The organism is Amycolatopsis japonica (assembly GCF_000732925.1).
GTDB lineage: Bacteria > Actinomycetota > Actinomycetes > Mycobacteriales > Pseudonocardiaceae > Amycolatopsis > Amycolatopsis japonica.
On the sequence record NZ_CP008953.1, the window covers coordinates 5,789,854 to 5,813,773 of the forward strand.

Consider the following 23,920-nt stretch of genomic DNA (forward strand, 5'->3'; position numbering starts at 1 on the left):
TTCTCGGTCAAGCACGCCGCTTGCGCAGCCTGCCGACCAGGAGAAGGCCGCCGATCACGACGACCGCGGCGATACCGACCTGCACGTACGGGAAGTCGGACCCCTGGCCCGTGCCACCGGCCGCGGAGGTCCCGCCCGACGTGCTGCCCTCGGATTTCGCCGCGTCCACGGCGAGTGCCGCCGCGCCCTTCACCGCCCGGATCTGCTCGCCGACGCCCTCCCCGCCGGACAGCAGCGTCCCGTCCGGATCGAAGGCGATCGCCTCCCCCTGCTTCTCGTTCGGCAGGGGTACCCGCACGGGCTCGCGCTGCAGCGCGCTCTTGAGGTCTCCGTCGGTGACGGCGTAGAGATAGGCGTCGGTGTAGGTGCGCAACGCGACCACCGAGCCGTCGGCCATCGACGCCGCGCCGGTGACGGTCATCGAACCGATCGACCCGACGGGTCCGCCGGGTGTCGAGGTCTCCTTGATCTGCAGTGACCCCACGCTCTCCAGCGGGGTTGGCCCGGGGCTGGCGAGCGGCCCCGTCGGCCGGTACACCTTCGCGTCGCCGAAGACGTCTTTGGTGATCAGGTACGGCGTGCCGGAGCGGTCCATGATCAGCGCCTCGACGTCGTGCTGCCCGTCGGGGTACGTGAGCCGGTGCAGCGTCGCTTTGCCTTGCGGCGTCAGCGAGATCAGCGCGACCGTGTCCCGCCGCTTGCGGTTGTCACCGGTATCGGAAAGCCAGAAGGTGCCGTCCGCGGTACGGGCGAGGTCTTCGGGGTCGTACGGGTCCGTGGGCGCCGAAATGACCTTCTGGACCTTGCAGTCGCGGCCGAGGACGAAGACCTGCGTCTTGGTCCCGCCGTCGTTGAGGGCGTACAGGTGCTCGCCGTCGGAAACCAGCCCGGAAAGCTCGCTGAGCCGGGAGTCGCTGTTCTTGCACACCGGCTGCGGCGCCGGCACCTCCTGCGCCAGGGCGGGAGCCGTCCCGCCGATGAACGCCGCCAGCACGACCGTCGCCGCGACAATCCCCCGCACATCCACCTCCGTACCGTGGAACCCCTGAAGCCCCACACTACGGAGACGTCCGGGACGGCGCGCAGTTCGGTGCGGACGCCGAGATGGGGCGGAATGTCGCGAAGGCCACTTTCAGCGACCGGCCACGGTGCCCCAACGCCTGGGGACGTGAAGGCCCCCTTCACTGCGTCTAGCGCAAGGAAGGGGGCCTTCACGTACTTGTGTCTCTACAGAGCCGAGCCGTTCGTCTGGAAGTCGCTCAGCGCCGCGGCCAGCTCGGGCCTGCCGCGGACGACCAGCCGGGTACCGGTCTCGACGTGCTCTTCCTCCAGCACCTCGCCGTCGGCGTGGGCACGGGAGACGAGCTCGCCCCGCGAGTACGGGATCAGCACCTCGACCACGACCTCCGGCCTCGGCAGCCGCTCCGCGATCACCTCGGCCAGCTCCGTGATCCCGGTGCCGGTCCGCGCCGACACCTGCACCGAACCGGCCAGCTGGTGCCGCAACCGGGCCAGCGACACCTCGTCGGCGGCGTCGGCCTTGTTGATCACCAGCAGCTCCGGCGGGAGCGGCTCGGAACGGCGCTTCGTGATCTCGGCGAGCACTTCGCGCACCGCGTTGACCTGCTCCTCCGGCGTCGGGTCGGCGCCGTCGACGACGTGCACGAGCAGGTCGGCGCTCGCCGCCTCCTCCAGCGTCGACCGGAACGCGTCCACCAGCTGGTGCGGCAGGTGCCGGACGAAACCGACGGTGTCGGTCAGCGTGTAGGTGCGGCCGTCGGGGGTCTGCGCCCGCCGGGTCGTCGGATCCAGCGTGGCGAACAGCGCGTCCTCGACGAGCACCCCGGCGCCGGTCAGCGCGTTGAGCAGGCTCGACTTGCCGGCGTTGGTGTAGCCAACGATCGCGACGCTCGGCACCTCGTTGGCCACCCGGCGACCGCGTTTGGTCTCGCGGATGGTGTCCATCGCGGCGATCTCGCGACGCAGCTTGGCCACGCGCTTGTTGATCCGGCGGCGGTCGGTTTCGAGCTTCGTCTCACCGGGACCACGCAGACCCACACCACCGTTGGCGCCACCCGCGCGGCCACCGGCCTGCCGGGACAGCGCCGCACCCCACCCGCGAAGCCGCGGGATCAGGTACTGCAGCTGGGCCAGCTCGACCTGCGCCTTGCCCTCCTTGGAGCGGGCGTGCTGCGCGAAGATGTCGAGGATCAGGGCGGTGCGGTCGATGACCTTCACCTTGACCTTCTCCTCCAGCTGACGCAGCTGGCCGGGCGAGAGCTCACCGTCGCAGATCACCGTGTCGGCACCGGTGGCCATCACGATGTCCCGCAGTTCCTTGACCTTGCCCGAGCCGATGTAGGTGGCGGGATCCGGGCGGATCCGCCGCTGCACCAGGCCTTCCAGCACCTCGGAGCCCGCCGTTTCGGCGAGCCGCGCGAGTTCGGCGAGCGAGGCCTCGGACTGGAGGGCGCTGCCCTCGGTCCACACACCGACCAGAACGACGCGCTCCAGGCGCAACTGCCGGTATTCGACCTCGGTGACATCCGCGAGTTCGGTGGACAGGCCCGCTACCCGGCGGAGCGAGGCGCGGTCCTCGAGCTCCAGTTCGCCGGTCGAAGGGTCCATGTCGTTCAGATCGTTGTGTGTCAGTTCCGTCATCGTGCCTCCATGGTCCCACGTTTCGGCGGCGGGACCGAATTCATTACCTGCTGGGATACTTCGACAGGTAGATGGCCGTGCGTTTCGCTTCCGGGTCGACCGGCCGGGACATGAAGTCGTCGACGAGTTCCATCAGCCGTGTTTCGAACTCGGTGATCTGCTCGTCCGGCACCTGGACGACCAGGCGCGTCTGCTGCACCTCGTCGAATCCCACGTCGGCGATCTCGGCCAGATAAGCCTCGAAGATCGCCTGATCGATCCCCCTGTCGCGGGAATCAAGATGCCATGACAACCCGGTCGAGCGATACGGAATTTCTTTCGCACCGCGCGTGCCGCGTCGTGGCGGAAGCGCTTCGAGGAAGCCGGTGTCGACGAGCTTGCGCACGTGGTGCAGCGTCGTCGCCGGATCGCGATCGAGCCGTTCGGCGAGCTCCTTGTTGGTCAGCGCCTCGGAGTAGGTCAACCGGATGATGCGCAGCCTTATTCCGGAGGCCATCGCGGCGATCTCTGCCTCGGTGGCGGCGCGTCGTGGAGTGGGCACCGGGACAGCCTAGAGCGATTAGTGATTGACAGTTTCCAATCACTCGCGCCAAGGTGGCGTCGTGCGCAGAGACTCCCTCTTCTTCCACGCGGACTTCCGGCGGCTCTGGGCGGGTGACACGGCCAGCCAGGTGGGTGCTTTCGCCGGTCACACCGTGATTCCCCTGCTCGCGGCCACCGTGCTGGCCGCGACACCGTTCCAGATGGGACTGCTGACCGCGGCCGAGACCATCGCGTTCCTGATCATCGGGCTGCCGGCCGGGGTGTGGGTCGACCGGATGCGCCGCCGGGTCTTGATGCTGCGAGCCGACTTCGTCCGCGCGGCGCTGCTGTTCACCGTTCCGCTCGCCTGGTGGGCGGGAGTCCTGTCGCTGACACAGCTCATCGTGGTCGCCACGCTCGTCGGGGTCGCGACGGTGTTCTTCGACGTCGCCTACCAGTCGTATCTGCCGTCGCTGGTCGGCCGCGAGCATCTCCTCGAGGGCAACGCGAAACTCCAGGCGAGCCAGTCGGTCGCGTTCCTGACCGGCCCGGGCATCGGCGGTGGGCTCGTGCAGCTGGCGGGCGCGGCCAACGCCGTGCTGATGACCGGTGTGGGTTTCCTGACCTCGGCGCTGTGCCTGCTGCGGATCCGCACCGTCGAAGAGGTGCCCGAGCGAAACGAGGGTGCGAGGCTGCTCCCCCAGATCGCTGAGGGACTGCGATTTGTATTCAAAGACCCCGCACTACGTTCGATCGTCGCCTGTACCGGGACGTGCAACCTGTTCAACGGCGCCTTCACCGCTGTGCAGATCCTGTTCTTGAACCGGACGCTGGGGCTGCCGCCGGCGGCGGTCGGCATCGTTCTCGCGATCGGTGGTGTGGGTGGGATCGTCGGCGCTGTCTTCGCGGGCAGGATCACGGCGCGGCTCGGGCAGGCGCGATCGATTTGGCTGGTACCGCTGCTGACCTGGCCGCTGCAACTGCTCATCCCGCTGGCGGAGCCCGGTTGGATGGTCGCGCTGATCCCCGGCGCGCTGCTCTTCACGGGCTTCGGGATCATCATCTACAACGTCGCGCAGGTGTCCTACCGGCAGGCCGTCTGTCCGGACAGGCTGCTCGGCCGCATGAACGCGAGCGTGCGGTTCATCGTTTGGGGCATGCTGCCGCTGGGCGGCCTGCTCGGCGGCGCACTCGGTGAGACGATCGGGATCCGCGCCACAGTGTGGTTCGCGATAATCGGCGAGTCGGCCGCGGTGCTGTGGGTGGTCTTCTCCCCGATCCGGAAGCTTCGCGACCTTCCCAAGGAGCCGATCACGGTCGGCTAACCGAGCCCCGCCCACCAGGCTTCGTCGAGTTCCCCGCGGGCGACGATCTCCGCCGGGCCGGTCAGCGTGGACCCGCCGCGGCGGATCTCGACCACCACGCGGCCGCCGGGGATGTCGACGGTCGCCTCACCGGCGTCGGTGCCCGCGAGGTGCAGGGCGGCGGCGACCGCGGCGACCGTGCCGGTGCCGCAGGACCGCGTCTCGCCGACGCCTCGTTCGTGGACGCGCATCTTCAGCGCGTCGTCGCCCAGCAGGTTGATGAACTCGAGGTTCACGCCGTCGGGGAACACGTCGGAGTCGAAATCGGGCTGGTCGCGCAGATCGAGCACGTCGACGTCGTCGTCGACGACCGACACCAGGTGCGGGTTGCCGACGTTCACCGCCACCCCGGAGAACGGCTTGCCCGCGACCACGGTGACCGAGGTGCCGGTGATCGCCGCCGGTCCCATCTGCACGGTCACCGAGCCGTCGGCGTGCATCCGCACCGGCCGGTCGCCGGCGCGGGTGCCGATGACGAACTCGCGTTCGGAAACGAGCCCGGAATCGACGAGGTGACGGACGAAGACCCGGACGCCGTTCCCGCACATCTCCGCGATGGATCCGTCGGCGTTGCGGTAGTCCATGAACCATTCGCCCGCCGAACCTTCAGCCTCCACGCCCAGCGCCGCCGAGCGCACGATACGCAGCACGCCGTCGGCACCGAGACCACGCTGACGGTCGCACAACGCGGCCACCCGCGCTTCGGTCAGCTCGAGGCGGCCGTCGGGGTCGGGAAGCAGCACGAAATCGTTCTGTGTGCCGTGTCCCTTGAGGAATTCGATGCCGCCCATGGCCCCAAGATTACTGGGCCACCGCTTCGAGGACGCGCTCGGCCAGCCGCTCCGAACCGCCGTCGAACCACCGGATGCGCTTGTCCCGCCGGAACCAGGAACGTTGTCTCCGCACGAACCTCCGGGTGGCCTGTGCGGTGGCCGCCGAGGCCGCCGGGAAGTCGCCGTCGCCGTCGAGCGCGGCGATCACCTGTTGGTAGCCCAGCGCCCTCGATGCGGTGAGCCCGTCACGGAGTCCTTGGCCCAGCAACGTCCGGACCTCGTCGACGAGTCCGCCTTCGAACATGAGCTCCACGCGGCGGTCGACGCGGGTGTCGAGTTCCGCTGGTTCACGGTCGATGCCGATCAGGACGGTGTCGTAGCGCGCGGGCCCCGGTTTCGGCAGGTTCGCCGAGAAAGGTTCTCCGGTGATCTCGATGACCTCCAGCGCGCGCACGATCCGGCGGCCGTTGGTCGGCAGGATGGCCGTGGCGGCGACGGGGTCCAGTTCCGTGAGCCGGGCGTGCATCGCGGCGACGCCGATTTCGTCGGTCTCGGCGGTCAGCCGGGCGCGCACGTCCGGATCGGTGCCAGGGAACTTGAGGTCGTCGAGCACGGCTTGGACGTACAGACCGGACCCGCCGGTGAGGATCGGCACGCGACCGGCGTCGAGGAGTTCCTCGACGCGCTGACGCGCATCGCGCTGGTACGCGGCGACGGAGGCGGTCTCGGTGACGTCGAGGACGTCGAGCAGGTGATGCGGCACGCCTCGCCGCTCCTCGACGGTCGCCTTGGCCGTCCCGATGTCCATCCCTCGATAGAGCTGCAACGCGTCCGCGTTGACCACCTCACCCCCGAGGGTGAGGGCGAGTTCGACCGCCAGCGCGGTCTTCCCGGTCGCCGTGGGCCCGACGACCGCGACCGGCCGGATCACGCGTGCTCCCAGACCGCGACGTGATAGCCGACGCCGAACGGCGCGGCCGAGTAGAGGACCTCGGCGGTCCAGTCCCCGTCCGCCAGACCGGCGAGGACCTGCCAGGGCGCGCGGCCACCGGCCCCGAGTTCGGCGGCCAAGGCGGGGTCGAGCGCGGCCAGTGCTCCCGTGTCGGCCTTGGCCAGGGCGTCGCGGACCCCGGCGTCGAAACCCTCGGCGCGCGCGTCCTCACCTCCGGGGGAACGGGGGCCGTGCCTGCTCGAACCGTCGCCGAGCACGAGCACGGCGGGGTGGTCGCCCACCGCGCGGGCGAACTGTTCGCACTGGTCGAAGGGGGTGGCGGGATCCACGAGATGGACGCGGACCGATGACGCGCCGCCCTGCTCGCGAAGCCAGCCGGCGACGAGCGCGGGCAACGGCAGCTCGGTTTCGGGGGCCGTCACCCGGCTGAGTGAGACTCCGAGGTCGACGCCGAAACCGCGGAACGACCCGCTCGCGTGTTCCGGCACCTCGGGGGCGCCGGTGGCCGCGCCGATGACGACCCAGTCCGGCGAAGCACTGGTCAGGCGCCTCGCCGCGGCGAGGCAGGCTTCGCGCAGCTCGGCGCACTCGTCCGCCGCTCCGGCGGCCAGTTCGGGGATGAGCAGCGGGGGTTGCGGGAGCACGGCGACACGGCGGATCACGGCCGCCGACGTTACCTTCCCCGCCACCTACCACCCGCAACCGACCGACACGGAGGGTCCTCCGGAAGTAGGATCACTGCCCTCTGGTGGTTCTTCCGGTTCCACGGTGGACGCTGAGCTGCTTGAATGCCGCAAGGGGTTGATGCCCCCGAAGCAAGACGGCAACGCATTACCCGGCCCCGCCGCTAGGCGGGGCGCCCGCGCCAGCGGGCGTACAGGCGATAAGGAGCCTGCGATGGCCCAGGAGAACACGTCCACCGGTACCCCGGCACCGCACCCGGTACCGCACGCGCTCGGTGGCGGGCATCCCGCACCCCCCGTGCCGCCCGCCGAGCCCAGCCCGTCCGCTTGGGGCAGGGTCGACGAAGAAGGAACGGTCTACGTCACCACGGCCGACGGCGAGCGCGCGGTCGGTGTCTGGCAGGCCGGGAGCCCGGACGAGGGTCTGCTCCACTACGCGCGCCGCTTCGACGACCTGCGCACCGAGGTCGAGCTGCTGGAGACCCGGCTGGAGTCCGGCGCCGGCGACCCCAAGCACGCGCTGGCGACGGCGACACAGCTGCGTGACGGCCTCGCCGAAGCCGCCGTCGTCGGCGACATCGCCGCGCTGAACGGCCGCATCGAGCAGGTCATCGCCCACGCCGAGAAGGCGCTGGCCTCCGCCAAGCAGGAGCGCGAGGAGGCCCGCGCGGCCGCCGTCGTCCGCAAGCAGGCCCTCGCCGACGAGGCCGAGAAGCTCGCCGCCGAGTCGACGCAGTGGAAGGCCGCGGGCGACCGGCTGCGCGCGATCCTGGACGAGTGGAAGACCGTCAAGGGCGTCGACCGCAAGACCGACGACGAGCTGTGGAAGCGGTTCTCCAAGGCCCGTGAGGCGTTCAACCGCCGCCGTGGCTCGCATTTCGCCGAGCTCGACAAGCAGCGCGCGGGAGCCAAGCACCGCAAGGAAGAGCTGATCGCCGAGGCCGAATCGCTCTCGGAGTCGTCGGACTGGGGCGAGACGGCGGGTCGCTACAAGGACCTGATGACCGAGTGGAAGGCCGCCGGCCGCGCCCCCAAGGACAGCGACGAGGCGCTCTGGCAGCGGTTCCGCGCCGCGCAGGACAAGTTCTTCGCCCGGCGGTCCGCGGTGTTCTCCGAGCGGGACGCCGAGTTCGCGACCAACGCGCAGCAGAAGGAAGAGCTCCTCGTCGAGGCCGAGAAGATCGACCCCGCCGCGAACCTGGAGGCGGCGAAGCAGCACATGCGCCGCATCCAGGACCAGTGGGACGAGATCGGCAAGGTCCCGCGCGAGCGCATCCGTGAGCTGGACGGGCGCCTGAAGGCCGTGCAGGACGCGATCAAGTCGGCCGAGGACAGCAAGTGGCGGCGGACCGACCCGGAGGCGCAGGCCAGGGCGGCGCAGTTCCGCGAGCGGGTCGAGCAGTTCGAGTCGCAGGCGGCGAAGGCCCGTGCGGCGGGCGACGAGCGGCGCGCGAAGAAGGCGGACGAGCAGGCCGCGCAGTGGCGTGAGTGGCTCGAGGCGGCGGAAGCGGCCATCGCGGACCGGTAGGTCTTCGGCGTCCTGTAGTGCCATGAAAGGTCCTTTCCTTGCAAATTTCGCAAGGAAAGGACCTTTCATGGCGTTCGGGGGCGGGCGCGCGCGTCACTCCACTGTGGAGGGACGCCTAGCACCTTCGTGCGTATTCGGGCGCTCTCCGCGCTCAACCGTGGTCGACTTCGATCATGAACCAGACACTGATTCCCCCAGTACGCCGGGCGTTCGCCGCCCTGGCGATCAGTTGTGCTCTGGTGGCCGGGCTCGCCCCGGCCGCGTCGGCGACGGCCGCCCCGGCACCGGCCCCGGTCTCCGCCGAAGCGGGCAAGAAGAAGGTCAAACTCGACGCCTCGCTCAGCAAGAAGCAGGCGAAGGTCAACGAAAAGGTCACCCTCAAGGGGACTCTGCAGGCTCAAGAAGGCGGCGATGCGGCCGACAGCCTCGAAGCGATCATCGTGCAGCAGCTTCAGGGCAGCGTGTGGGTGAACATCGCCGACACGACCTGCCGGCCCAACTCGACGTTCTCGCTGAAGCTGAGCTTCTCCTTCAGCGCGGTGATCACGCTCCGGGCCTACCACCCCGAAACGACGCTCTACGCGAGCGCGTACACGTCCAGCAACCTCACCCTGCGGGTCGGCTAGCTGCGGGAGAAGGCCGCACGCATCCAGTAGATGGCCAGCGCGACGGTGGCGATCCAGGCGACGATCAGCCCGAAGCCCGGACCGCCACCGGCCGCGCCGGTCGCGTGCGAGGACTGCTGGGACCAGATCGCGAGCATCCCGTCGACGGAGGCGAACCAGCCGCCCGCGGCGCAGACCCAGGCCAGCCACCAGCGCCGGGTCACCAGTGCGACGGCGCCGACGAAGACCCCGATCCCGGTGGAGGTCGCGGCGAACAGCTGCGGGATCCCGCCGCCCCTGCCGAGCAGCACCTCCCAGCCGGCGTGCTCGCCGACCCAGGGCAGCAGCTGAGCGATCAGCAGCACGAACACCAGCACGGCGATGGAGAACCCGCGCCTGCCCAGCTCGATCGTCTTGGCCGCGCGCTCACCGACCTCGTCGATCTCGGCGGCGAGTTCGTCGATCTTCGGTTCGGTCACAGTGCACACCCGCTCACCGGTTCCGGCGTGACGGCCGGGGCGCCGAAGCCCGGCAGGCCCAGCGTCACGCCGTTGGTCTTCGGCCGCAGCCCGGCCTCGGAGTTGTCCCCCGCCTTGGTGCGGCGGTGCGACAGCAGGTCGCCGTCGGCGACGAGGTGGTGCGGCGCGCCGTAGGTCACCACGGTCTCGACGACGTCGCCCGGCCGCACCAGGCGGTCCACGAGCGGCCCCGTCGGCGTGAAGTGGACGAGCCTGCCGTCACGGGCGCGGCCGCTCATACGCTGCGTCTCGGTGTCCTTGCGGCCCTCACCGGAGGCCACCAGCAGCTCGACCCTCCGTCCGATGATCTTCTTGTTCTCGTCCCAGGAGATGTCGTTCTGCAGTTTCACGAGCCGCTCGTAGCGCTCTTGCACGACCTCCTTCGGCAGCTGCCCGTCCATCTCGGCGGCGGGCGTGCCCGGCCGGATCGAGTACTGGAAGGTGAACGCGCTGGAGAACCGCGCCTGCGCGACGACGTCGAGCGTCGCCTGGAAGTCTTCCTCGGTCTCGCCGGGGAAGCCGACGATGATGTCGGTGGTGATCGCGGCGTCGGGCATGGACTCGCGCACGCGATCGAGGAGCTTGAGGTACCGCGCCGAACGGTAGGACCGCTTCATCTCGCGCAGGACCCGGTCCGAACCGGACTGCAGCGGCATGTGCAGCTGGTGGCACACGTTCGGCGTCTCGGCCATCGCGTCGATGACGTCCTCGGTGAACGCCGCCGGATGCGGCGAGGTGAACCGGACCCGCTCCAGCCCGTCCACCGAACCGCAGGCGCGCAGCAGCTTCCCGAACGCGAGCCGGTCGCCGAATTCGACGCCGTAGGAGTTCACGTTCTGGCCGAGCAGGGTCACTTCCAGCACGCCTTCGGCGACGAGCGCCTCGACCTCGGCCAGGATCTCGCCGGGACGGCGGTCGCGTTCCTTGCCGCGCAGCGCCGGGACGATGCAGAACGTGCAGGTGTTGTTGCAGCCCACCGAAATCGACACCCAGCCCGCGTACGCCGAGTCGCGCTTCGCCGGGAGCGTCGAAGGGAAGGTCTCGAGCGATTCGAGGATCTCGACCTCGGCCTCGGCGTTGTGCCGCGCGCGCTCCAGCAGCGTCGGCAGCGAGCCGATGTTGTGCGTGCCGAAGACGACGTCCACCCAGGGCGCGCGCTTGACGATCTCGCCGCGGTCCTTCTGCGCGAGGCAGCCCCCGACGGCGATCTGCATGTCCGGCTTCGCGGTCTTCTGCGGGCGCAGATGACCGAGGGTGCCGTACAGCTTGTTGTCCGCGTTCTCCCGCACCGCGCAGGTGTTGAACACGATCAGGTCGGGTGTGGCCTCGCCGTCACCCGGAACGTAGCCGGCGTCCTCGAGCTGCCCGGCAAGACGTTCGGAGTCATGCACGTTCATCTGGCAGCCGAAGGTGCGGATCTGGTAAGTGCGCGCGCTCATCTCGCCTTCGAGGGTACGCGGGCGGGGTTCCATGGCACGATCGACCCTCATGAGGAGACCAGGGGTGCTGGCGGCGGTGATCGCCGTGGTCTGTGCCCTGGTCACCGGGTGCGGACCCGATCTGTCCGGGACGAAGGTGCGGATCGCGGCGGGGCTCAACGGCGGCGTCTACGACAAACTGGCCGAGGCGCTGGCCGACGCGTGGGCCGCTCAGCTGGACACCGAGCGGCCCGAGATCCAGGAGACGCACGGCTCCCCGGACAACGTCGACCGGGTGCGCGCGGGGAAGGCCGACGTCGCGTTCGTGGCCGCCGACGTCGCCGCCGCCGACAAGAGCGCCGGCCTGGCCGCGCTGGCCCGCGTGCACGACGACTACCTGCACGTCATCGTGCGGGCCGACTCGTCGATCAAGTCGTTCGCGCAGTTGCGCGGCCGCAAGGTCGCGATCGGCTCGCCGGACTCGGGGGTCGAGTTCCTGTCGAAGCAGTTGCTGAAGGCGTCCGGGCTGACCGGCGCGATCGACCGGCGCAACCTCGGCCTTCCCGAGGCGCTGCCCGCGCTGGAGAACCGGCAGATCGACGCCGTCATCTGGTCGGGTGGCCTTCCAACGCCGTCGATCACCGAGAAGGTGCACACGGTCGGCCTGCGGCTGCTCGACATCACCGACCTCGCGGACGCGCTGCGCGCCACCAGCCCGGTGTACCGGACCGCGACCATCCCGGTGACCGCCTACAACCTGCCGTCGCCGGTGACCACGCTCGTGCTGCCGAACTTCCTGGTGGTGCCCACGTCGATGCGGGACGACGTCGCCGAGGCGCTGGTACGCGGGCTGTTCGACGCGCGGGACCAGCTGGTCAAGGCGGCGGGCGCGGCGTTGTCGATCGACGTCCACCCCGCCATCGAGACCGCTCCCCTGCCGCTGCATCCGGGGGCGCTGCGCTACTTCCGGTCACTCAAGGACTAGCACCGTTCAAGGGCAGGGTCACCGTCACCTGCAGACCGCCGCCTTCGGGTGAACCGAGCCGCAGCGAACCGTCCGATCTGGCCAGGATCTCGGTGACGATCGCCAGGCCGAGGCCGGAGCCGGGCACGTTCTGATGCGCGGTACTGCGCCAGAACCGGTCCGCCGCGCGGTCCAGTTCGTCGTCGCGCAGGCCGGGGCCGTGGTCGCGGACGGCGATGTCCACCTTCCCGTCCGCGGTGGTGACGTCGACCCGCACCTCGGTCCCCGGCTCGGTGAACTTGAGCGCGTTGTCCAGCAGCGCGTCGAGGACCACTTCGAGGCCGCGCGCGGGCGTGAGCACCCTCAGCCCGCCGCCCAGCCCGGACGCGACCAGGGTGATGTCGCGTGCCGCGCCGACGACGGTCCAGTCGGCGACCCGGGCGCCCACCATCTCGTCGAGGCCGACCGGCACCAGTTCGCCGCCCGAGGATTCGGCCCTGGCCAGTGAAAGGAGCTCGTCGAGGATCTGGTTGAGCCGTCGCGCGTCGACGAGGGCGGCTTCGAGATCGGCCGCGGCCAGGTCGTCGTCGACGTGCCCGTCGAGGTTGCCGAGCCGGATCTTCAACGCGGTCAGTGGGTTCCGCAGCTGGTGGGAGGCGTCGGCGACGAACGCGCGCTGCGCGGAGAGAGCCTCGTCGACGCTGGCGGCCATCCGGTCGAAGGAGCGTTCGAGCTGCCGCAGTTCCGGCGGACCGCCCGTCTCCCCCACCCGTTTGACCTCGCGGCCGCTGACCACGGAGGCGACCAGTTCGCCGGTGGCGTCGTCCAGCCGGCGGACCGGGCGCAGGATCCAGCGCACCACCGGCACCGCGACCAGCAACGCGAGCCCGAACGCCAGCACCGCGCCCGCCGCGATGAGCAGCCACCACCACAGCAGCGCGGTGCGGGCCTTGTCCGTCGAGGAGACGGTGATCACCGCGCCCCGCACCTCGCCGTCGATCAGGATCGGCTCGGCCAGCACCAGCGGCTCGGTGGACCACGGCAGCAGCAGCGGACCGGGTTCCGAACGCCGCCCGGCCAGCGCCTGCTGCAGATGCGAGGCGATGACGGGGTCCTTGAGGTCGATCCCGGCCGTCTCGCCCGGCCCTCCGGCGACGGATTCGCCGTCCTGGTCGACGATCGCCACCGGCACCCCGTAGACCTCGGTGTAGCGGCGGAGTTCGTCCTCGATCAGGTCCGGCCGGTTCTCCACCAGCGGGCGCTGGGCCAGCGACGCGAACCGGGAGGTGTCGGTGAGCCGGTCGAGGAAGAGGTCGAGCTGCGCACTGGCCGCCACGCTGAGCGAGAGCGGGATGCCGAGGCCGAACACGAGCGCCGCGACCAGCGTCAGCACGATCGCCTGGAGCCGGACGCGCACCGGCTCAGCCCTCCTCGGCAGGGCCGTAGGCGCCGCCGAGGCGGTACCCGACGCCGCGGACGGTCTCGATCAGCGCGGGCCTGCCGAGTTTGGTCCGCAGGGTGGCGACGTGGACGTCGAGCGACCGGCTCTCCGCGGGACCACGATGGCCCCAGACCTCGTTCAGCACGTGGTCACGGGCGCAGACCGCGCCACGGGCCGTGACCACCAGCGCGAGCACCTGGAATTCCTTACGGGACAACGAAACCGGCTGTCCGTCGACCTGCACCTCATGGCGCCCGATATCGACGGAGACATCACCCGCCCGGATGACGCCCGCCGGTTCGGGCGCGGCGGGCCGCTCCCCGCGGCGACGGCGCACGGCCTCGACGCGGGCGACCAGCTCGTCGACGTCGTAGGGCTTCACCAGATAGTCGTCGGCGCCGGACCGCAAACCCTGGATCCGGTCGTCGACCTCGCCCCGCGCCGAAACGACGATCACCGCGACGTCGCTGACCGCGCGGATCCGGCGGCACAGCACGATCCCGTCGATATCGGGGAGCCCCAGGTCGAGCAGCACGACGTCGACCTCGTGCACCAGATCGAGCACCCCAGCGCCGGAGGCCAGGCGTTTGATCGTCAGGCCGCGCCGGGTCAGCGCGGGCGTCAAGGCACCCGCGACCCGGTCGTCGTCCTCCACCAGCAGTACCCGCACCCGTGTTTCCCTTTCACGCCGTCCCCGCACCGCGACGACTTGAGGAACGACTCTATGGGGTGAGTCACCACTCGCGCTGCCCGTACCGCTGGGCCGGATGGCCCTGTGAGGGACCCGCTGCACGCGGTAATGGTCACGATGCGTCACAGATCTTGTGTGACCCCGGTTACGGGATACCCCCGGCTTGTCTAGGCTGATCAGCGCCGGACGGCGGCGGATCGGGCCGTCCGGTGGCTTGAGAACGATACGGACTTGAAACCCTAAGTATTGGTCAAGCCGTCTTTACAAGCGGTCCGACGGGAGTAGGTTTCCGCCATCGCGTGGTGCCTGACCCCGCAGTCCCCTGCAAACGAACGCTCCTGGAGGCCAGATGACCGCGGAGGTGGCGGCGCCGATGATCAAGGCGGCCGCCGTGAACAAGTACTTCGGCGACCTGCACGTGCTCAAGGAGATCAACCTCGAGGTGCCGCGTGGGCAGGTCGTGGTCGTGCTCGGGCCGTCCGGGTCTGGCAAGTCGACGCTGTGCCGGGCGATCAACCGGCTGGAACCCATCAACTCCGGCGAGATCGCGGTGGACGGTGTTCCGCTGCCCGCCGAAGGGAAGGCGCTGGCCGCGCTGCGCGCCGACGTCGGCATGGTGTTCCAGTCGTTCAACCTGTTCGCGCACAAGACGATCGTCGAGAACGTCATGCTCGCGCCGATGAAGGTCCGCAAGGTCAACTCGGCCGAGGCCCGCAAGACCGCGATGGACCTGCTCGAACGTGTCGGCATCGCCAACCAGGCCGACAAGTACCCCGCCCAGCTTTCCGGCGGGCAGCAGCAGCGTGTGGCGATCGCCCGCGCGCTGGCCATGCGCCCCAAGGTGATGCTGTTCGACGAGCCGACCTCGGCGCTGGACCCGGAGATGGTCCAGGAGGTCCTCGACGTGATGACCACGCTCGCCAAGGACGGGATGACGATGCTCGTCGTCACCCACGAGATGGGCTTCGCGCGGCGCGCGGCGAACCGGGTGGTGTTCATGTCCGACGGCGAGATCGTCGAGGACTCCACCCCGGACGACTTCTTCACCAAGCCGAAGACGGATCGCGCCAAGGACTTCCTCGGCAAGATCCTGACCCACTAAGCGTTTCCGCGGCGCGGGCTCGTGCCGCATCACGGAAGAAACAGGAGAGGTTCACATGAGGATCCGCACCCTTGCGGTGGGTCTGCTCGTCGGCAGTCTCGCACTGACCGCTTGTGGCAAGGAAGGCACGCCCAGCTCGCCGGGCGGCAGCTCCGAAGGCGCGAACGCCGGTGCCCAGCTGCCCCAGTACACGGTGGCGTCGAACGTCGACCTCGCGGGCTCCCCGGTCTTCGCGAAGATCAAGGCCGCGGGCAAGCTGACCCTTGGCGCCAAGGACGACCAGCCTGGTCTGGGCAAGAAGGACCCGACGAGCGGCAAGTTCGCCGGTTTCGACATCGAAATCGCGAAGCTCGTCGCCGCGAGCCTCGGCTTCGGCGAAGACAAGATCACCTTCAAGACGGTCGACTCGGGTGCCCGTGAGCAGGCCATCGTGAACGGCGACGTCGACTACTACGTCGGCACCTACACGATCAACGACAAGCGCAAGGCGCAGATCTCCTTCGCCGGCCCGTACTTCGAGGCCGGCCAGGACCTGCTGGTGCGCAAGGACGAGACGACGATCACCGGCCCGGAGACCTTGAAGGGCAAGAAGGTCTGCTCGGTCACCGGCTCGACCCCGATCCAGCGCGTCCGCGAGCAGAACCTGACCGAGCCCGGCAACATCGTCGAGTTCCAGAAGTACTCGCAGTGCGTCGAGAAGCTCAGCACCAAGGAGGTCGACGCGGTCACCACCGACGACGCGATCCTGAAGGGCTTCGCTTCGGAGGACTCCGACAGCTTCAAGGTCGTCGGCAAGACCTTCTCGAAGGAGCCGTACGGCATCGGTCTGAAGAAGGACGACAAGGTCCTTCGCGACAAGATCAACGACACCCTGCAGAAGGCGCTGGACGACGGCACCTGGCAGAAGATCTACGACGCCACCCTCGGCAAGTCGGGTTCGGCGGCGCAGAAGCCCACCCTGCAGAAGTACTGATGTAACCAGCGGCCGGTGGACCCGTGACGGGTTCACCGGCCGCTCCACACCCACCTCCAGTCGACGGCAGCGGGGAAAGGCTCCATGAACGTCCTGCTCGACAACCTGGATCTCTACGGTCCGTTCTTCCTCACCACGATCGAACTGTTCCTCTGGTCGGCGGTCGGCAGCCTGATCCTCGGCACGATCCTGGCGATGCTGCGGGTGAGTCCGGTCCTGGCGTTCCGCGCGGCGGGAACGACCTATGTGACCCTCATCCGCAACACCCCGCTGACGCTGGTGTTCGCGTTCTTCGTGTTCGCGTACCCCCTGCTCGAAATCGTCAAGCTCAGCTTCTTCACCGCCGCGGTCGTCGCGCTGATCGTGTACACCTCGGCGTTCATCTGCGAGGTCGTCCGGTCCGGTATCAACACGGTCCCGGTCGGCCAGGCCGAGGCCGGGCGCGCGCTGGGACTGACGTTCGGTCAGATCCTCGGCCAGATCGTCCTGCCGCAGGCGCTGCGCTCCGTGGCGCCGCCGCTGATCAGCACCCTGATCGCGTTGCTGAAGAACACCACGATCGCCGCGGGCTTCTCGGTCGCCGAGGCCGGGGCGATCCGGTCGTACCTCTCGGAGCGAGGTGACAACCAGTTGATCGGCCTGCTGTGGGTCGCCCTGGGCTTCATCATCCTCGTCGCCGTCCTTTCTCTCATCCAGCGGAGCCTGGAGAAGCGCTGGAGCGTGGCCCGATGAGCAGTGTCCTGTTCGACGTCCCCGGCCCCAAGGCGCGGATGCGCCACCGCATCTACGCGGTCATCGGCGTCCTCGCCATCGCCGCGTTCATCGCCTTCGTCGTCTACCGGTTCTACGACACCGGCCAGTTCACCGCGCGCAAATGGGAATGGCTCCAGTACCAGCAGGTCCAGATCGACCTGCTGAACGCGGTGCTGGAAACGCTCCGCGCGTTCGCGGCGGCAGCGGTCCTCGCGCTGATCTTCGGTGCGGTCTTCGCGGCCGGACGGCTCTCCGACCACGCCTGGATCCGGCGCATCTCCGGCGCGATCGTGGAGTTCTTCCGCGCCATCCCCGCGCTGATCCTGATGTTCCTGTTCTACTTCGGCCTCCCGGCCGTCGGCGTCCCGATGACGCCGTTCCTCGGTGTGGTCTTCGGCCTCACGCTGTACAACGGCTCAGTGCTCGCGGAAGTCTTCCGCGCCGGCATCCAGGCCCTGCCGAAGGGCCAGGCCGAAGCCGCGTACGCACTCGGCATGCGCAAGACCCAGGTGATGTTCACCGTCCTGCTGCCGCAGGCGATCCGGGCGATGCTGCCGACGATCATCAGCCAGATGGTGGTGCTCCTGAAGGACACCGCGCTCGGCTTCATCATCACCTTCCAGGAACTGCTGTACTACGCCCGCTACATCGGCACGCAGGGCGAGTTCGGCCGGCCGATCGTGCCGTCGACGCTGGTCGCGACCGGTATCTACATCTGCCTGTGCCTGCTGTTGACGGCGCTGGCGACGTATCTGGAGAAGCGCAACCGGCGCAGCAAGAAGCACATCGACCTGGACGAGAAGAAGGCCGAGGAGACCGGACTGGGAGCCGCCGCCTCCGCCTGATCCGTCCAGAAATCCGGAAGAGGCCCCGCCGCGCAGCGCGCGACGGGGCCTCTTGCTGTGCTCGCGCTTTGCCGAAGATGCGGCAGTACCGCATCACCGAATTCGGATCAGTAGTAGAAATCCACCGCGGAATTCGTCGCACGCTCTCCGCCGGAACAATAAGTCGTCGAAAGGCGATCCTTTGTGGTCCATCCGCCCCACCAGGGACCGCTACCGTTGCACCAGATACCTACGCGATGCCTCAGCGACGCGGGCGCATCCGACGAACACGACGACCAAGCCGCGCCACTACCTTGCTCCGGGTCATACGGATTCCACGATGAACCACAGGACCAGAGCAACGTTTCCGCAGAAGCATCTGCCGTCGGCGCCGAAATAACACTCGCCGCGATCATCGCCATTGTCGCCAATGCAGTGCCGAACGATTTAGACATCACAAGACTCTCCCCTCAGTGCCCGAATTACGAAAGCAGTTCAACTAATACCGCACCCCACGGATCCACCCATACCTCCATCCGGATGATCACTCGGTCAACGCCTCCACCTGCAAGGAAAGCCACCAGATCCACCCGCTTACTCCACACGCGTGAACCACGACGATCATCTTGGCAGCACAACAAGTTAGAGCTAGCGTTGATCCATCGAGCGAAATACGAAACCGCACAAAGGGGTCGCTCGACCATTCATGCGATTGTCACGCATCACATATACATGCGCACTCGCGTCGTGCCATCTAGGTGCCATAAGGGGAGACCATGACCTCGACACGCAGGATTCTCGTAGCCGCGACAATGCTTGCCCTCGTAACAAGCGCAACGGTCGCCACCGGGTCCGCCTTGGCCTCGGAAAATCCTAGCCCCGCAACCGTGGAATTCGTATACAAGGGCCAGGTTTGCCACGACCACAGTTATCCGCGGGTCGCCAGCTTCAAATGCGACTCCGGGCCGAGCGACAGCGCCGGTTACATAACCCAAGCGAAGTGCAGCAACGGGGCGGTAGTTTTCGGGAACTACGAGACATACTCCTCCAGCTACTACTCCAATGCGGTTTGTCCGGTTGGCACCTCGGTGGTCCAAGCCACTCCCGAGCCCCAGTACAAGTTCAAGTAGACCGCAGCACCGGCCCGCCCGATCCCGCCCGGCAGGACCTCGACGCGAGATAGGCCTCTTGGTCCTGTCGGGACAGCAGCCGCTCGGCTAGCGTCGGCCGTATGGCGGACCAGGCCGCGACGCTGCTCGAAGCGCTGCCGGACCTGGCGGGCAGGGCGGTCCTGGTCGTCGGGTGCGGCGATGGCCGCTATCCGCGCCTGTTCCGGCGAGAGGGCGCGCGCCGCGTGGTCGGCGTCGACGCGGATCAGGCCTCGATCGCGGTCGCGCAACGCGAAGAGGAACGCGATCCCGTCGGGATCTCGTACGAGGTCCACCAGATCGCCCGGCTGCCGGTGATGGGCGCCTTCGACGTCGTCGTCGCCTTCCTGGAGTCACCGGCCCATCTCGGTCGCGTCGCCGCGAGCCTGGTGACGGGCGGGCTGCTGGTGGTCGTCGCCACGAACGGGCTCAACCTGGAAGAAGGCCTGCGGGACAACGGTTTCCAGGATCTCGTCCTGCGCCGTCACGAGAGCGGCGACGTGCACAGCGCCCGCAAGACGGGCTGAGTCGCGCACCCTGGTGTCGAGCCAGGCTGGCCGGGGCTATGAATCCCGGCCGGTCGCCGGACCGTGCGCGTCTGGCGGTATGGGACACACGGACCCCACACCGCCGCACCGGTACGACGGAACAGGTTTCCCCGCCGTGCCGGGGCGTAGCGCGTGTGGGAGTCGAACCCACGTCACCGGGGTGAAAACCCGGTATCCATTCCGCTGGACCAACGCGCCTTGGCCTGGAACACAGTCCGGCACGCATCGCGCACCGGACTGCTTCGTTCCAGAAATCAGGGTCACCGCAAAGAAAAAGCCGCCCGGTTCGGTTTCCCGAAGGGCGGCTCCGCGTACGCGACGTCCGGCTAGGACGGCGGCGTGGAGCCGTGTTTCTCTTCCATACCAAGGACCATGGCGTAACAACGTCGCGTCATGCGTCCTCCTCGGTCGGTGTGTGCGGTAAGTGTGCGACAGGCAAGGGAGCGGCGGCAACCGATTAAAGAGAGTGGCGAGGACGGTCAGACCGCCCTCGCCACTCACCAGGAATGGCTACTTGTCCCGCCGGAACAGTTTGTTCCCCAGCCACACGATGGGGTCGTACTTCCGGTCCGCGACGCGTTCCTTCATCGGGATCAGCGCGTTGTCGGTGATGTGGATGCCCTCCGGGCACACGTCCGAGCAGCACTTGGTGATGTTGCAGTACCCGAGCCCGTGCTCCTCCTGCGCCTCGTCACGCCGGTCGGCGACGTCGAGGGGGTGCATTTCGAGTTCGGCGATCCGCATCAGGTACCGGGGCCCGGCGAAGGCTTCCTTGTTCTCCTCGTGGTCACGCACCACGTGGCAGGTGTTCTGACACAGGAAGCATTCGATGCACTTGCGGAACTCCTGCGAGCGCTCGACGTCGACCTGCTGCATCCGGTACTCCCCCGGCTTCAGCTCCGGGGGCGGCGTGAACGACGGGATCTCGCGGGCCTTGGTGTAGTTGAACGACACGTCGGTCACCAGGTCGCGGATCACCGGGAACGTCCGCATCGGCGTCACGGTGATGACCTCGTCCTCGGTGAAGGTCGACATCCGCGTCATGCACAGCAACCGCGGCTTGCCGTTGATCTCCGCCGAGCACGAACCACATTTGCCCGCCTTGCAGTTCCACCGCACCGCCAGATCCGAGGCCTGGGTGGCCTGCAACCGGTGGATGATGTCGAGGACGACCTCGCCCTCGTTGACCTCGACGCTGTAGTCCTGCAGCTCACCCGAATCGGCGTCGCCGCGCCAGACCCGGAAACTCGCCTTGTAACTCATGCCGGACTCCCGGGGTGCGAAGTCAGTTCTTCGTCGGTGTAGTACTTCCCCAGCTCGGACAGTTCGAACAGCTCCAGCAGGTCCTGCCGCAACGGCGTCTGCGCCTTGACCTCGACGCCGATGTCCGGCACCACCGGGTTGTCGCCCGCGGTGGCCGAGCAGACCAGGAGTTTGTTGCGCCACTGGGCGTCCATGCCCGGATGGTCGTCGCGCGTGTGCCCGCCCCGGCTCTCGGTCCTGGTGAGCGCGGCCCTGGCGACGCATTCGCTGACCATCAGCATGTTCCGCAGGTCGACGGCGAGATGCCAGCCGGGGTTGAACTGCCGGTGCCCTTCGACGGTGACCCGCTTGATCCGCTCGCGCAGCTCGCCGAGCTTCTCCAGCGCCCGCTCGATCTCCTCCGCCTTGCGGATGATGCCGACCAGGTCGTTCATCGACTGCTGCAGTTCGGTGTGCAGGCTGTACGGGTTCTCCTCGACGCCGTCACCCGGCGGGTCGAACGGCGCGAGCGCCATCGCCGCGGCGGCGTCCACATCGGACTGACTGACCTTCGGGCGATCCTTCAGCTCCGCGACATAGGACGCGGCGCCGAGGCCCGCACGACGGCCGAAGACGAGCAGATCCGAAAGGGAGTTGCCGCCGAGCCGGTTCGACCCGTGCATCCCGCCCGAGCACTCACCGGCGGCGAACAGCCCCGGCACGCTCGACGACGCGGTGTCCGGGTCGACCTCGATCCCGCCCATCACGTAGTGACAGGTGGGGCCGACCTCCATCGGTTCCTTCGTGATGTCGACGTCGGCGAGTTCCTTGAACTGGTGGTACATCGACGGCAGCCGTTTGCGGATCTCCTCCGCGGGCAGCCTGCTGGCGATGTCGAGGAAGACCCCGCCGTGCGGCGATCCCCGGCCCGCCTTGACCTCCGAGTTGATCGCGCGCGCCACCTCGTCACGCGGCAGCAGATCCGGCGTGCGGCGGTTCTTCTCCTGGTCGGTGTACCAGCGGTCGGCTTCCTCTTCGCTGTCCGCGTACTGCCCCTTGAACACGTCGGGGACGTACTCGAACATGAACCGCTTGTCCTCGGTGTTCTTGAGGACCCCGCCGTCACCTCGGACGCCTTCGGTGACCAGGATCCCCTTCACACTCGGCGGCCAGACCATGCCCGTCGGGTGGAACTGGACGAACTCCATGTTGATGAGCGTCGCCCCGGCCCGCAGCGCCAGCGCGTGCCCGTCGCCGGTGTACTCCCACGAGTTCGAGGTGACCTTGAAGGATTTCCCGATGCCGCCGGTCGCCAGCACCACCGCCGGCGCCTCGAACAGGATGAACCGGCCGCTCTCGCGCCAGTACCCGAAGGCGCCGGAGATCCGGCCGTCTTCGGTCAGGAGCTCGGTGATCGTGCATTCGGCGAAGACCTTGATCCTCGCCTCGTAGTCACCGGTCTCCTTGAAGTCCTCTTGTTGCAGCGAAACGATTTTCTGCTGCATCGTGCGGATCAGTTCGAGCCCGGTGCGGTCGCCGACGTGCGCCAGCCGCGGGTACGTGTGCCCGCCGAAGTTGCGCTGGCTGATCCGGCCGTCGGCGGTGCGGTCGAACAGCGCGCCGTAGGTCTCCAGTTCCCAGACCCGGTCCGGCGCCTCCCTGGCGTGGAGTTCGGCCATCCGCCAGTTGTTGAGGAACTTCCCGCCGCGCATGGTGTCGCGGAAGTGCACCTGCCAGTTGTCGTTCGAATTCGCGTTGCCCATCGACGCCGCGCAGCCGCCTTCGGCCATCACGGTATGTGCCTTGCCGAAGAGCGATTTGCACACCACCGCGACGCTGAAGCCGCGTTCGCGGGCTTCGATGACCGCGCGGAGGCCGGCACCGCCGGCACCGATCACCACCACGTCGTAGCTGAGCCGTTCGACCTCGGTCATGAAAAGAGCCACCTCGAAGCTTGTCGCCGGGGACGGGAGATTCCCGCGCCGCTAGTTGATGAACCGCAGATCCGAAATCGCACCGCTCGCCACGAGCATCACGTAGAGGTCGGTCAGCACGAGCGTGCCGAGCGTCGTCCACGCCAGCGCCATGTGGCGGGTGTTGAGTTTCGTCACCTGGGTCCAGATCCAGTAGCGGACCGGATGTTTGGAGAAGTGCTTGAGCCTGCCGCCGGTCACGTGACGGCACGAATGGCACGACAACGTGTACGCCCACAACAGGATCACGTTGCCGAGCAGCACGATGTTGCCGAGCCCGAAACCGAATCCGCCGGTCTTGCCGTGGAAGGCGGTGATCGCGTCGTAGGTGTTGATCAGCGAGACGACCACGGCCACGTAGAAGAAGTAGCGGTGGGCGTTCTGGATGATCAGCGGCAGCCGGGTCTCCCCGGTGTACTTCGCGTGCGGTTCGGCGACCGCGCAGGCGGGCGGCGAGAACCAGACGGCCCGGTAGTAGGCCTTGCGGTAGTAGTAGCAGGTCAGCCGGAAGCCCAGCAGGAACGGCAGGACCAGGAAGCCGAGCGGGATGAAGCCCGGCAGTTCGCCGATCCAGGCCCCGAAATGCCGGGAGCCTTCGACGCAGGATTCCGAGACACAGGGCGAATAGAACGGCGTCAGGTAGTGGTACTCGGGCACCCAGTACGCGGTGCGCACGAAGGACCTGATCGTCGCGTAGATGATGAAGGCGGAGAGGCCGAGGACGGTCAGCAGCGGGGACAGCCACCATCGGTCGGTGCGCAGCGTTCTTTCGGCGATCCGGGCCCGCGACGGCGCGCGGACCCCCGTACCCCGTCCGGCCTCATTGCCGGCGGGGGCGCTCACCGCTGGTCGCGCTTGTAGCCGCCGACGCCTTCGTCATCGGCGCCTTGCCACAGCGCCGGGTCGTAGGGCGTATCGGGAACTTGGACCCGATCGGCGGCCTTCGCCTGCGCGGGCACCGCGTTCGGGGTCGTGTCGAGGTCCGTCGCGTCGATGTCGAGCCGCTCGACGTCGTTCGCCAGGCGCCGTACCGCCGAGGCGTCGCCGTATCGGGACCGCAGCGCGCCGACGCACTGCCTCAGCTGACCGATGGCTCGCCGAAGCTCGGCGATCTCTGTGGTGGACATCGGTACCTCCCGATGGTCGGTTCGGTTGGCCGCTTGAGCCTTCGAAGGCAAGCGATTCCTCGCCGTCTCGACTCTGCCGCGCGTTGTGCAATGTGACAAGTAGCACAGTG

Annotated in this window: 23 protein-coding genes and 1 tRNA gene; 9 read left to right on the forward strand and 15 right to left on the reverse strand. The window is 68.3% G+C overall.

The window, feature by feature from the left end:
* Positions 1 to 7 precede the first annotated feature (7 nt).
* The 3 genes from AJAP_RS26700 to AJAP_RS26710 form a co-directional block, all read right to left on the reverse strand.
* Positions 8 to 1,021, reverse strand: a complete 1,014-nt coding sequence (locus AJAP_RS26700) for an SdiA-regulated/phytase-like domain-containing protein (protein ID WP_037343287.1) — start codon at positions 1,019 to 1,021, stop codon at positions 8 to 10.
* Between the two features lie 206 nt (positions 1,022 to 1,227).
* Entirely contained in the window at positions 1,228 to 2,661 is a 1,434-nt protein-coding gene (gene hflX / locus AJAP_RS26705; RefSeq protein WP_037343286.1) for a GTPase HflX, read from the reverse strand.
* Positions 2,662 to 2,704: 43 nt separating this feature from the next.
* On the reverse strand, positions 2,705 to 3,202 hold the full coding sequence (locus tag AJAP_RS26710) for an ArsR/SmtB family transcription factor (protein ID WP_038516315.1): 498 nt from the start codon (positions 3,200 to 3,202) through the stop codon (positions 2,705 to 2,707).
* Positions 3,203 to 3,263: 61 nt separating this feature from the next.
* On the opposite strand from AJAP_RS26710, the gene AJAP_RS26715 reads away from it, so the two are divergent.
* Entirely contained in the window at positions 3,264 to 4,508 is a 1,245-nt protein-coding gene (locus AJAP_RS26715) for an MFS transporter (protein WP_038516318.1), read from the forward strand.
* Here the strand turns inward: AJAP_RS26715 and dapF are convergent.
* Genes dapF through AJAP_RS26730 form a run of 3 tightly spaced genes read right to left on the reverse strand, consistent with a single transcriptional unit; the run spans position 4,505 to position 6,934 of the window.
* A complete protein-coding gene (gene dapF, locus AJAP_RS26720) occupies positions 4,505 to 5,338 on the reverse strand; it encodes a diaminopimelate epimerase (RefSeq protein WP_084098349.1) in 834 nt (277 codons plus the stop codon). The genes AJAP_RS26715 and dapF overlap by 4 nt on opposite strands.
* Positions 5,339 to 5,348: 10 nt before the next feature.
* A complete protein-coding gene (gene miaA / locus AJAP_RS26725; protein ID WP_174492049.1) occupies positions 5,349 to 6,251 on the reverse strand; it encodes a tRNA (adenosine(37)-N6)-dimethylallyltransferase MiaA in 903 nt (300 codons plus the stop codon).
* Entirely contained in the window at positions 6,248 to 6,934 is a 687-nt protein-coding gene (locus AJAP_RS26730; protein ID WP_038516321.1) for a class III extradiol dioxygenase subunit B-like domain-containing protein, read from the reverse strand. The genes miaA and AJAP_RS26730 overlap by 4 nt, the downstream gene beginning before the upstream one ends.
* Positions 6,935 to 7,169: 235 nt before the next feature.
* Here AJAP_RS26730 and AJAP_RS26735 point away from each other — a divergent pair, with 235 nt between their 5' ends.
* Together AJAP_RS26735 and AJAP_RS26740 are read left to right on the forward strand one after the other, a co-directional pair.
* Positions 7,170 to 8,483 carry a DUF349 domain-containing protein gene (locus AJAP_RS26735; protein ID WP_037343278.1) on the forward strand — a complete coding sequence of 438 codons (1,314 nt, stop codon included), beginning with the start codon at positions 7,170 to 7,172 and terminating at the stop codon, positions 8,481 to 8,483.
* 173 nt (positions 8,484 to 8,656) lie between these two features.
* The gene (locus AJAP_RS26740) at positions 8,657 to 9,109 is read left to right on the forward strand and encodes a hypothetical protein (RefSeq protein WP_038516323.1); all 453 of its coding nucleotides are present in this window, start codon (positions 8,657 to 8,659) and stop codon (positions 9,107 to 9,109) included.
* Here the strand turns inward: AJAP_RS26740 and AJAP_RS26745 are convergent.
* Both AJAP_RS26745 and miaB read right to left on the reverse strand, forming a co-directional pair.
* Positions 9,106 to 9,567: an Rv2732c family membrane protein gene (locus AJAP_RS26745; RefSeq protein WP_038516326.1), complete on the reverse strand. Its 462-nt coding sequence runs from the start codon at positions 9,565 to 9,567 to the stop codon at positions 9,106 to 9,108. The genes AJAP_RS26740 and AJAP_RS26745 overlap by 4 nt on opposite strands.
* Positions 9,564 to 11,078 carry a tRNA (N6-isopentenyl adenosine(37)-C2)-methylthiotransferase MiaB gene (gene miaB / locus AJAP_RS26750; RefSeq protein WP_174492106.1) on the reverse strand — a complete coding sequence of 505 codons (1,515 nt, stop codon included), beginning with the start codon at positions 11,076 to 11,078 and terminating at the stop codon, positions 9,564 to 9,566. Before miaB ends, AJAP_RS26745 begins: the two co-directional genes overlap by 4 nt.
* A 16-nt stretch (positions 11,079 to 11,094) precedes the next feature.
* Between miaB and AJAP_RS26755 the strand changes: the two genes are divergently transcribed.
* The gene (locus AJAP_RS26755) at positions 11,095 to 12,009 is read left to right on the forward strand and encodes a TAXI family TRAP transporter solute-binding subunit (RefSeq protein ID WP_038516329.1); all 915 of its coding nucleotides are present in this window, start codon (positions 11,095 to 11,097) and stop codon (positions 12,007 to 12,009) included.
* On the opposite strand, the gene AJAP_RS26760 is transcribed toward AJAP_RS26755, so the two are convergent.
* Positions 11,999 to 13,405 carry a sensor histidine kinase gene (locus AJAP_RS26760; protein ID WP_038516332.1) on the reverse strand — a complete coding sequence of 469 codons (1,407 nt, stop codon included), beginning with the start codon at positions 13,403 to 13,405 and terminating at the stop codon, positions 11,999 to 12,001. The two genes, AJAP_RS26755 and AJAP_RS26760, sit on opposite strands and share 11 nt — an antisense overlap.
* Before the next feature lie 4 nt (positions 13,406 to 13,409).
* Complete coding sequence (locus tag AJAP_RS26765) at positions 13,410 to 14,099, reverse strand: response regulator transcription factor (RefSeq protein ID WP_038516335.1); 690 nt, start codon at positions 14,097 to 14,099, stop codon at positions 13,410 to 13,412.
* Between the two features lie 394 nt (positions 14,100 to 14,493).
* Here AJAP_RS26765 and AJAP_RS26770 point away from each other — a divergent pair, with 394 nt between their 5' ends.
* From AJAP_RS26770 to AJAP_RS26790, 5 genes are all read left to right on the forward strand, one after another.
* Complete coding sequence (locus AJAP_RS26770) at positions 14,494 to 15,222, forward strand: amino acid ABC transporter ATP-binding protein (protein ID WP_007029281.1); 729 nt, start codon at positions 14,494 to 14,496, stop codon at positions 15,220 to 15,222.
* Between the two features lie 55 nt (positions 15,223 to 15,277).
* A complete protein-coding gene (locus AJAP_RS26775) occupies positions 15,278 to 16,195 on the forward strand; it encodes a glutamate ABC transporter substrate-binding protein (protein ID WP_037343263.1) in 918 nt (305 codons plus the stop codon).
* A gap of 84 nt (positions 16,196 to 16,279) precedes the next feature.
* Complete coding sequence (locus tag AJAP_RS26780; RefSeq protein ID WP_038516338.1) at positions 16,280 to 16,927, forward strand: amino acid ABC transporter permease; 648 nt, start codon at positions 16,280 to 16,282, stop codon at positions 16,925 to 16,927.
* Entirely contained in the window at positions 16,924 to 17,793 is an 870-nt protein-coding gene (locus AJAP_RS26785; RefSeq protein ID WP_038516341.1) for an amino acid ABC transporter permease, read from the forward strand. Before AJAP_RS26780 ends, AJAP_RS26785 begins: the two co-directional genes overlap by 4 nt.
* Positions 17,794 to 19,003: 1,210 nt before the next feature.
* Complete coding sequence (locus AJAP_RS26790; protein ID WP_038516343.1) at positions 19,004 to 19,447, forward strand: class I SAM-dependent methyltransferase; 444 nt, start codon at positions 19,004 to 19,006, stop codon at positions 19,445 to 19,447.
* 147 nt (positions 19,448 to 19,594) lie between these two features.
* Here the strand turns inward: AJAP_RS26790 and AJAP_RS26795 are convergent.
* The 5 genes from AJAP_RS26795 to AJAP_RS26815 all read right to left on the reverse strand — a co-directional run bounded on the left by AJAP_RS26795 (position 19,595) and on the right by AJAP_RS26815 (position 23,810).
* A tRNA-Glu gene (locus AJAP_RS26795) sits at positions 19,595 to 19,666 on the reverse strand.
* A gap of 312 nt (positions 19,667 to 19,978) precedes the next feature.
* The gene (locus tag AJAP_RS26800) at positions 19,979 to 20,731 is read right to left on the reverse strand and encodes a succinate dehydrogenase/fumarate reductase iron-sulfur subunit (RefSeq protein WP_005164720.1); all 753 of its coding nucleotides are present in this window, start codon (positions 20,729 to 20,731) and stop codon (positions 19,979 to 19,981) included.
* Positions 20,728 to 22,644: a fumarate reductase/succinate dehydrogenase flavoprotein subunit gene (locus AJAP_RS26805; protein WP_038516346.1), complete on the reverse strand. Its 1,917-nt coding sequence runs from the start codon at positions 22,642 to 22,644 to the stop codon at positions 20,728 to 20,730. The genes AJAP_RS26800 and AJAP_RS26805 overlap by 4 nt, the downstream gene beginning before the upstream one ends.
* A gap of 51 nt (positions 22,645 to 22,695) precedes the next feature.
* Positions 22,696 to 23,526, reverse strand: coding sequence for a hypothetical protein (locus AJAP_RS26810; protein ID WP_038516349.1), 831 nt, complete (start codon positions 23,524 to 23,526; stop codon positions 22,696 to 22,698).
* Positions 23,523 to 23,810, reverse strand: coding sequence for a hypothetical protein (locus tag AJAP_RS26815; RefSeq protein ID WP_016332714.1), 288 nt, complete (start codon positions 23,808 to 23,810; stop codon positions 23,523 to 23,525). The genes AJAP_RS26810 and AJAP_RS26815 overlap by 4 nt, the downstream gene beginning before the upstream one ends.
* Positions 23,811 to 23,920: the final 110 nt, after the last annotated feature.

Excerpts from the sequence above, each read along its gene's own strand:
- hflX (WP_037343286.1), bottom strand. The coding sequence starts at position 2,661 with ATGACGGAACTGACACACAACGATCTGAACGACATGGACCCTTCGACC.
- dapF (WP_084098349.1), bottom strand. The coding sequence starts at position 5,338 with ATGGGCGGCATCGAATTCCTCAAGGGACACGGCACACAGAACGATTTC.
- AJAP_RS26735 (WP_037343278.1), top strand. The coding sequence starts at position 7,170 with ATGGCCCAGGAGAACACGTCCACCGGTACCCCGGCACCGCACCCGGTA.
- AJAP_RS26740 (WP_038516323.1), top strand. The coding sequence starts at position 8,657 with ATGAACCAGACACTGATTCCCCCAGTACGCCGGGCGTTCGCCGCCCTG.
- miaB (WP_174492106.1), bottom strand. The coding sequence starts at position 11,078 with ATGGAACCCCGCCCGCGTACCCTCGAAGGCGAGATGAGCGCGCGCACT.
- AJAP_RS26755 (WP_038516329.1), top strand. The coding sequence starts at position 11,095 with ATGAGGAGACCAGGGGTGCTGGCGGCGGTGATCGCCGTGGTCTGTGCC.
- AJAP_RS26770 (WP_007029281.1), top strand. The coding sequence starts at position 14,494 with ATGATCAAGGCGGCCGCCGTGAACAAGTACTTCGGCGACCTGCACGTG.
- AJAP_RS26775 (WP_037343263.1), top strand. The coding sequence starts at position 15,278 with ATGAGGATCCGCACCCTTGCGGTGGGTCTGCTCGTCGGCAGTCTCGCA.
- AJAP_RS26780 (WP_038516338.1), top strand. The coding sequence starts at position 16,280 with ATGAACGTCCTGCTCGACAACCTGGATCTCTACGGTCCGTTCTTCCTC.
- AJAP_RS26785 (WP_038516341.1), top strand. The coding sequence starts at position 16,924 with ATGAGCAGTGTCCTGTTCGACGTCCCCGGCCCCAAGGCGCGGATGCGC.
- AJAP_RS26790 (WP_038516343.1), top strand. The coding sequence starts at position 19,004 with ATGGCGGACCAGGCCGCGACGCTGCTCGAAGCGCTGCCGGACCTGGCG.
- AJAP_RS26800 (WP_005164720.1), bottom strand. The coding sequence starts at position 20,731 with ATGAGTTACAAGGCGAGTTTCCGGGTCTGGCGCGGCGACGCCGATTCG.
- AJAP_RS26805 (WP_038516346.1), bottom strand. The coding sequence starts at position 22,644 with ATGACCGAGGTCGAACGGCTCAGCTACGACGTGGTGGTGATCGGTGCC.
- AJAP_RS26815 (WP_016332714.1), bottom strand. The coding sequence starts at position 23,810 with ATGTCCACCACAGAGATCGCCGAGCTTCGGCGAGCCATCGGTCAGCTG.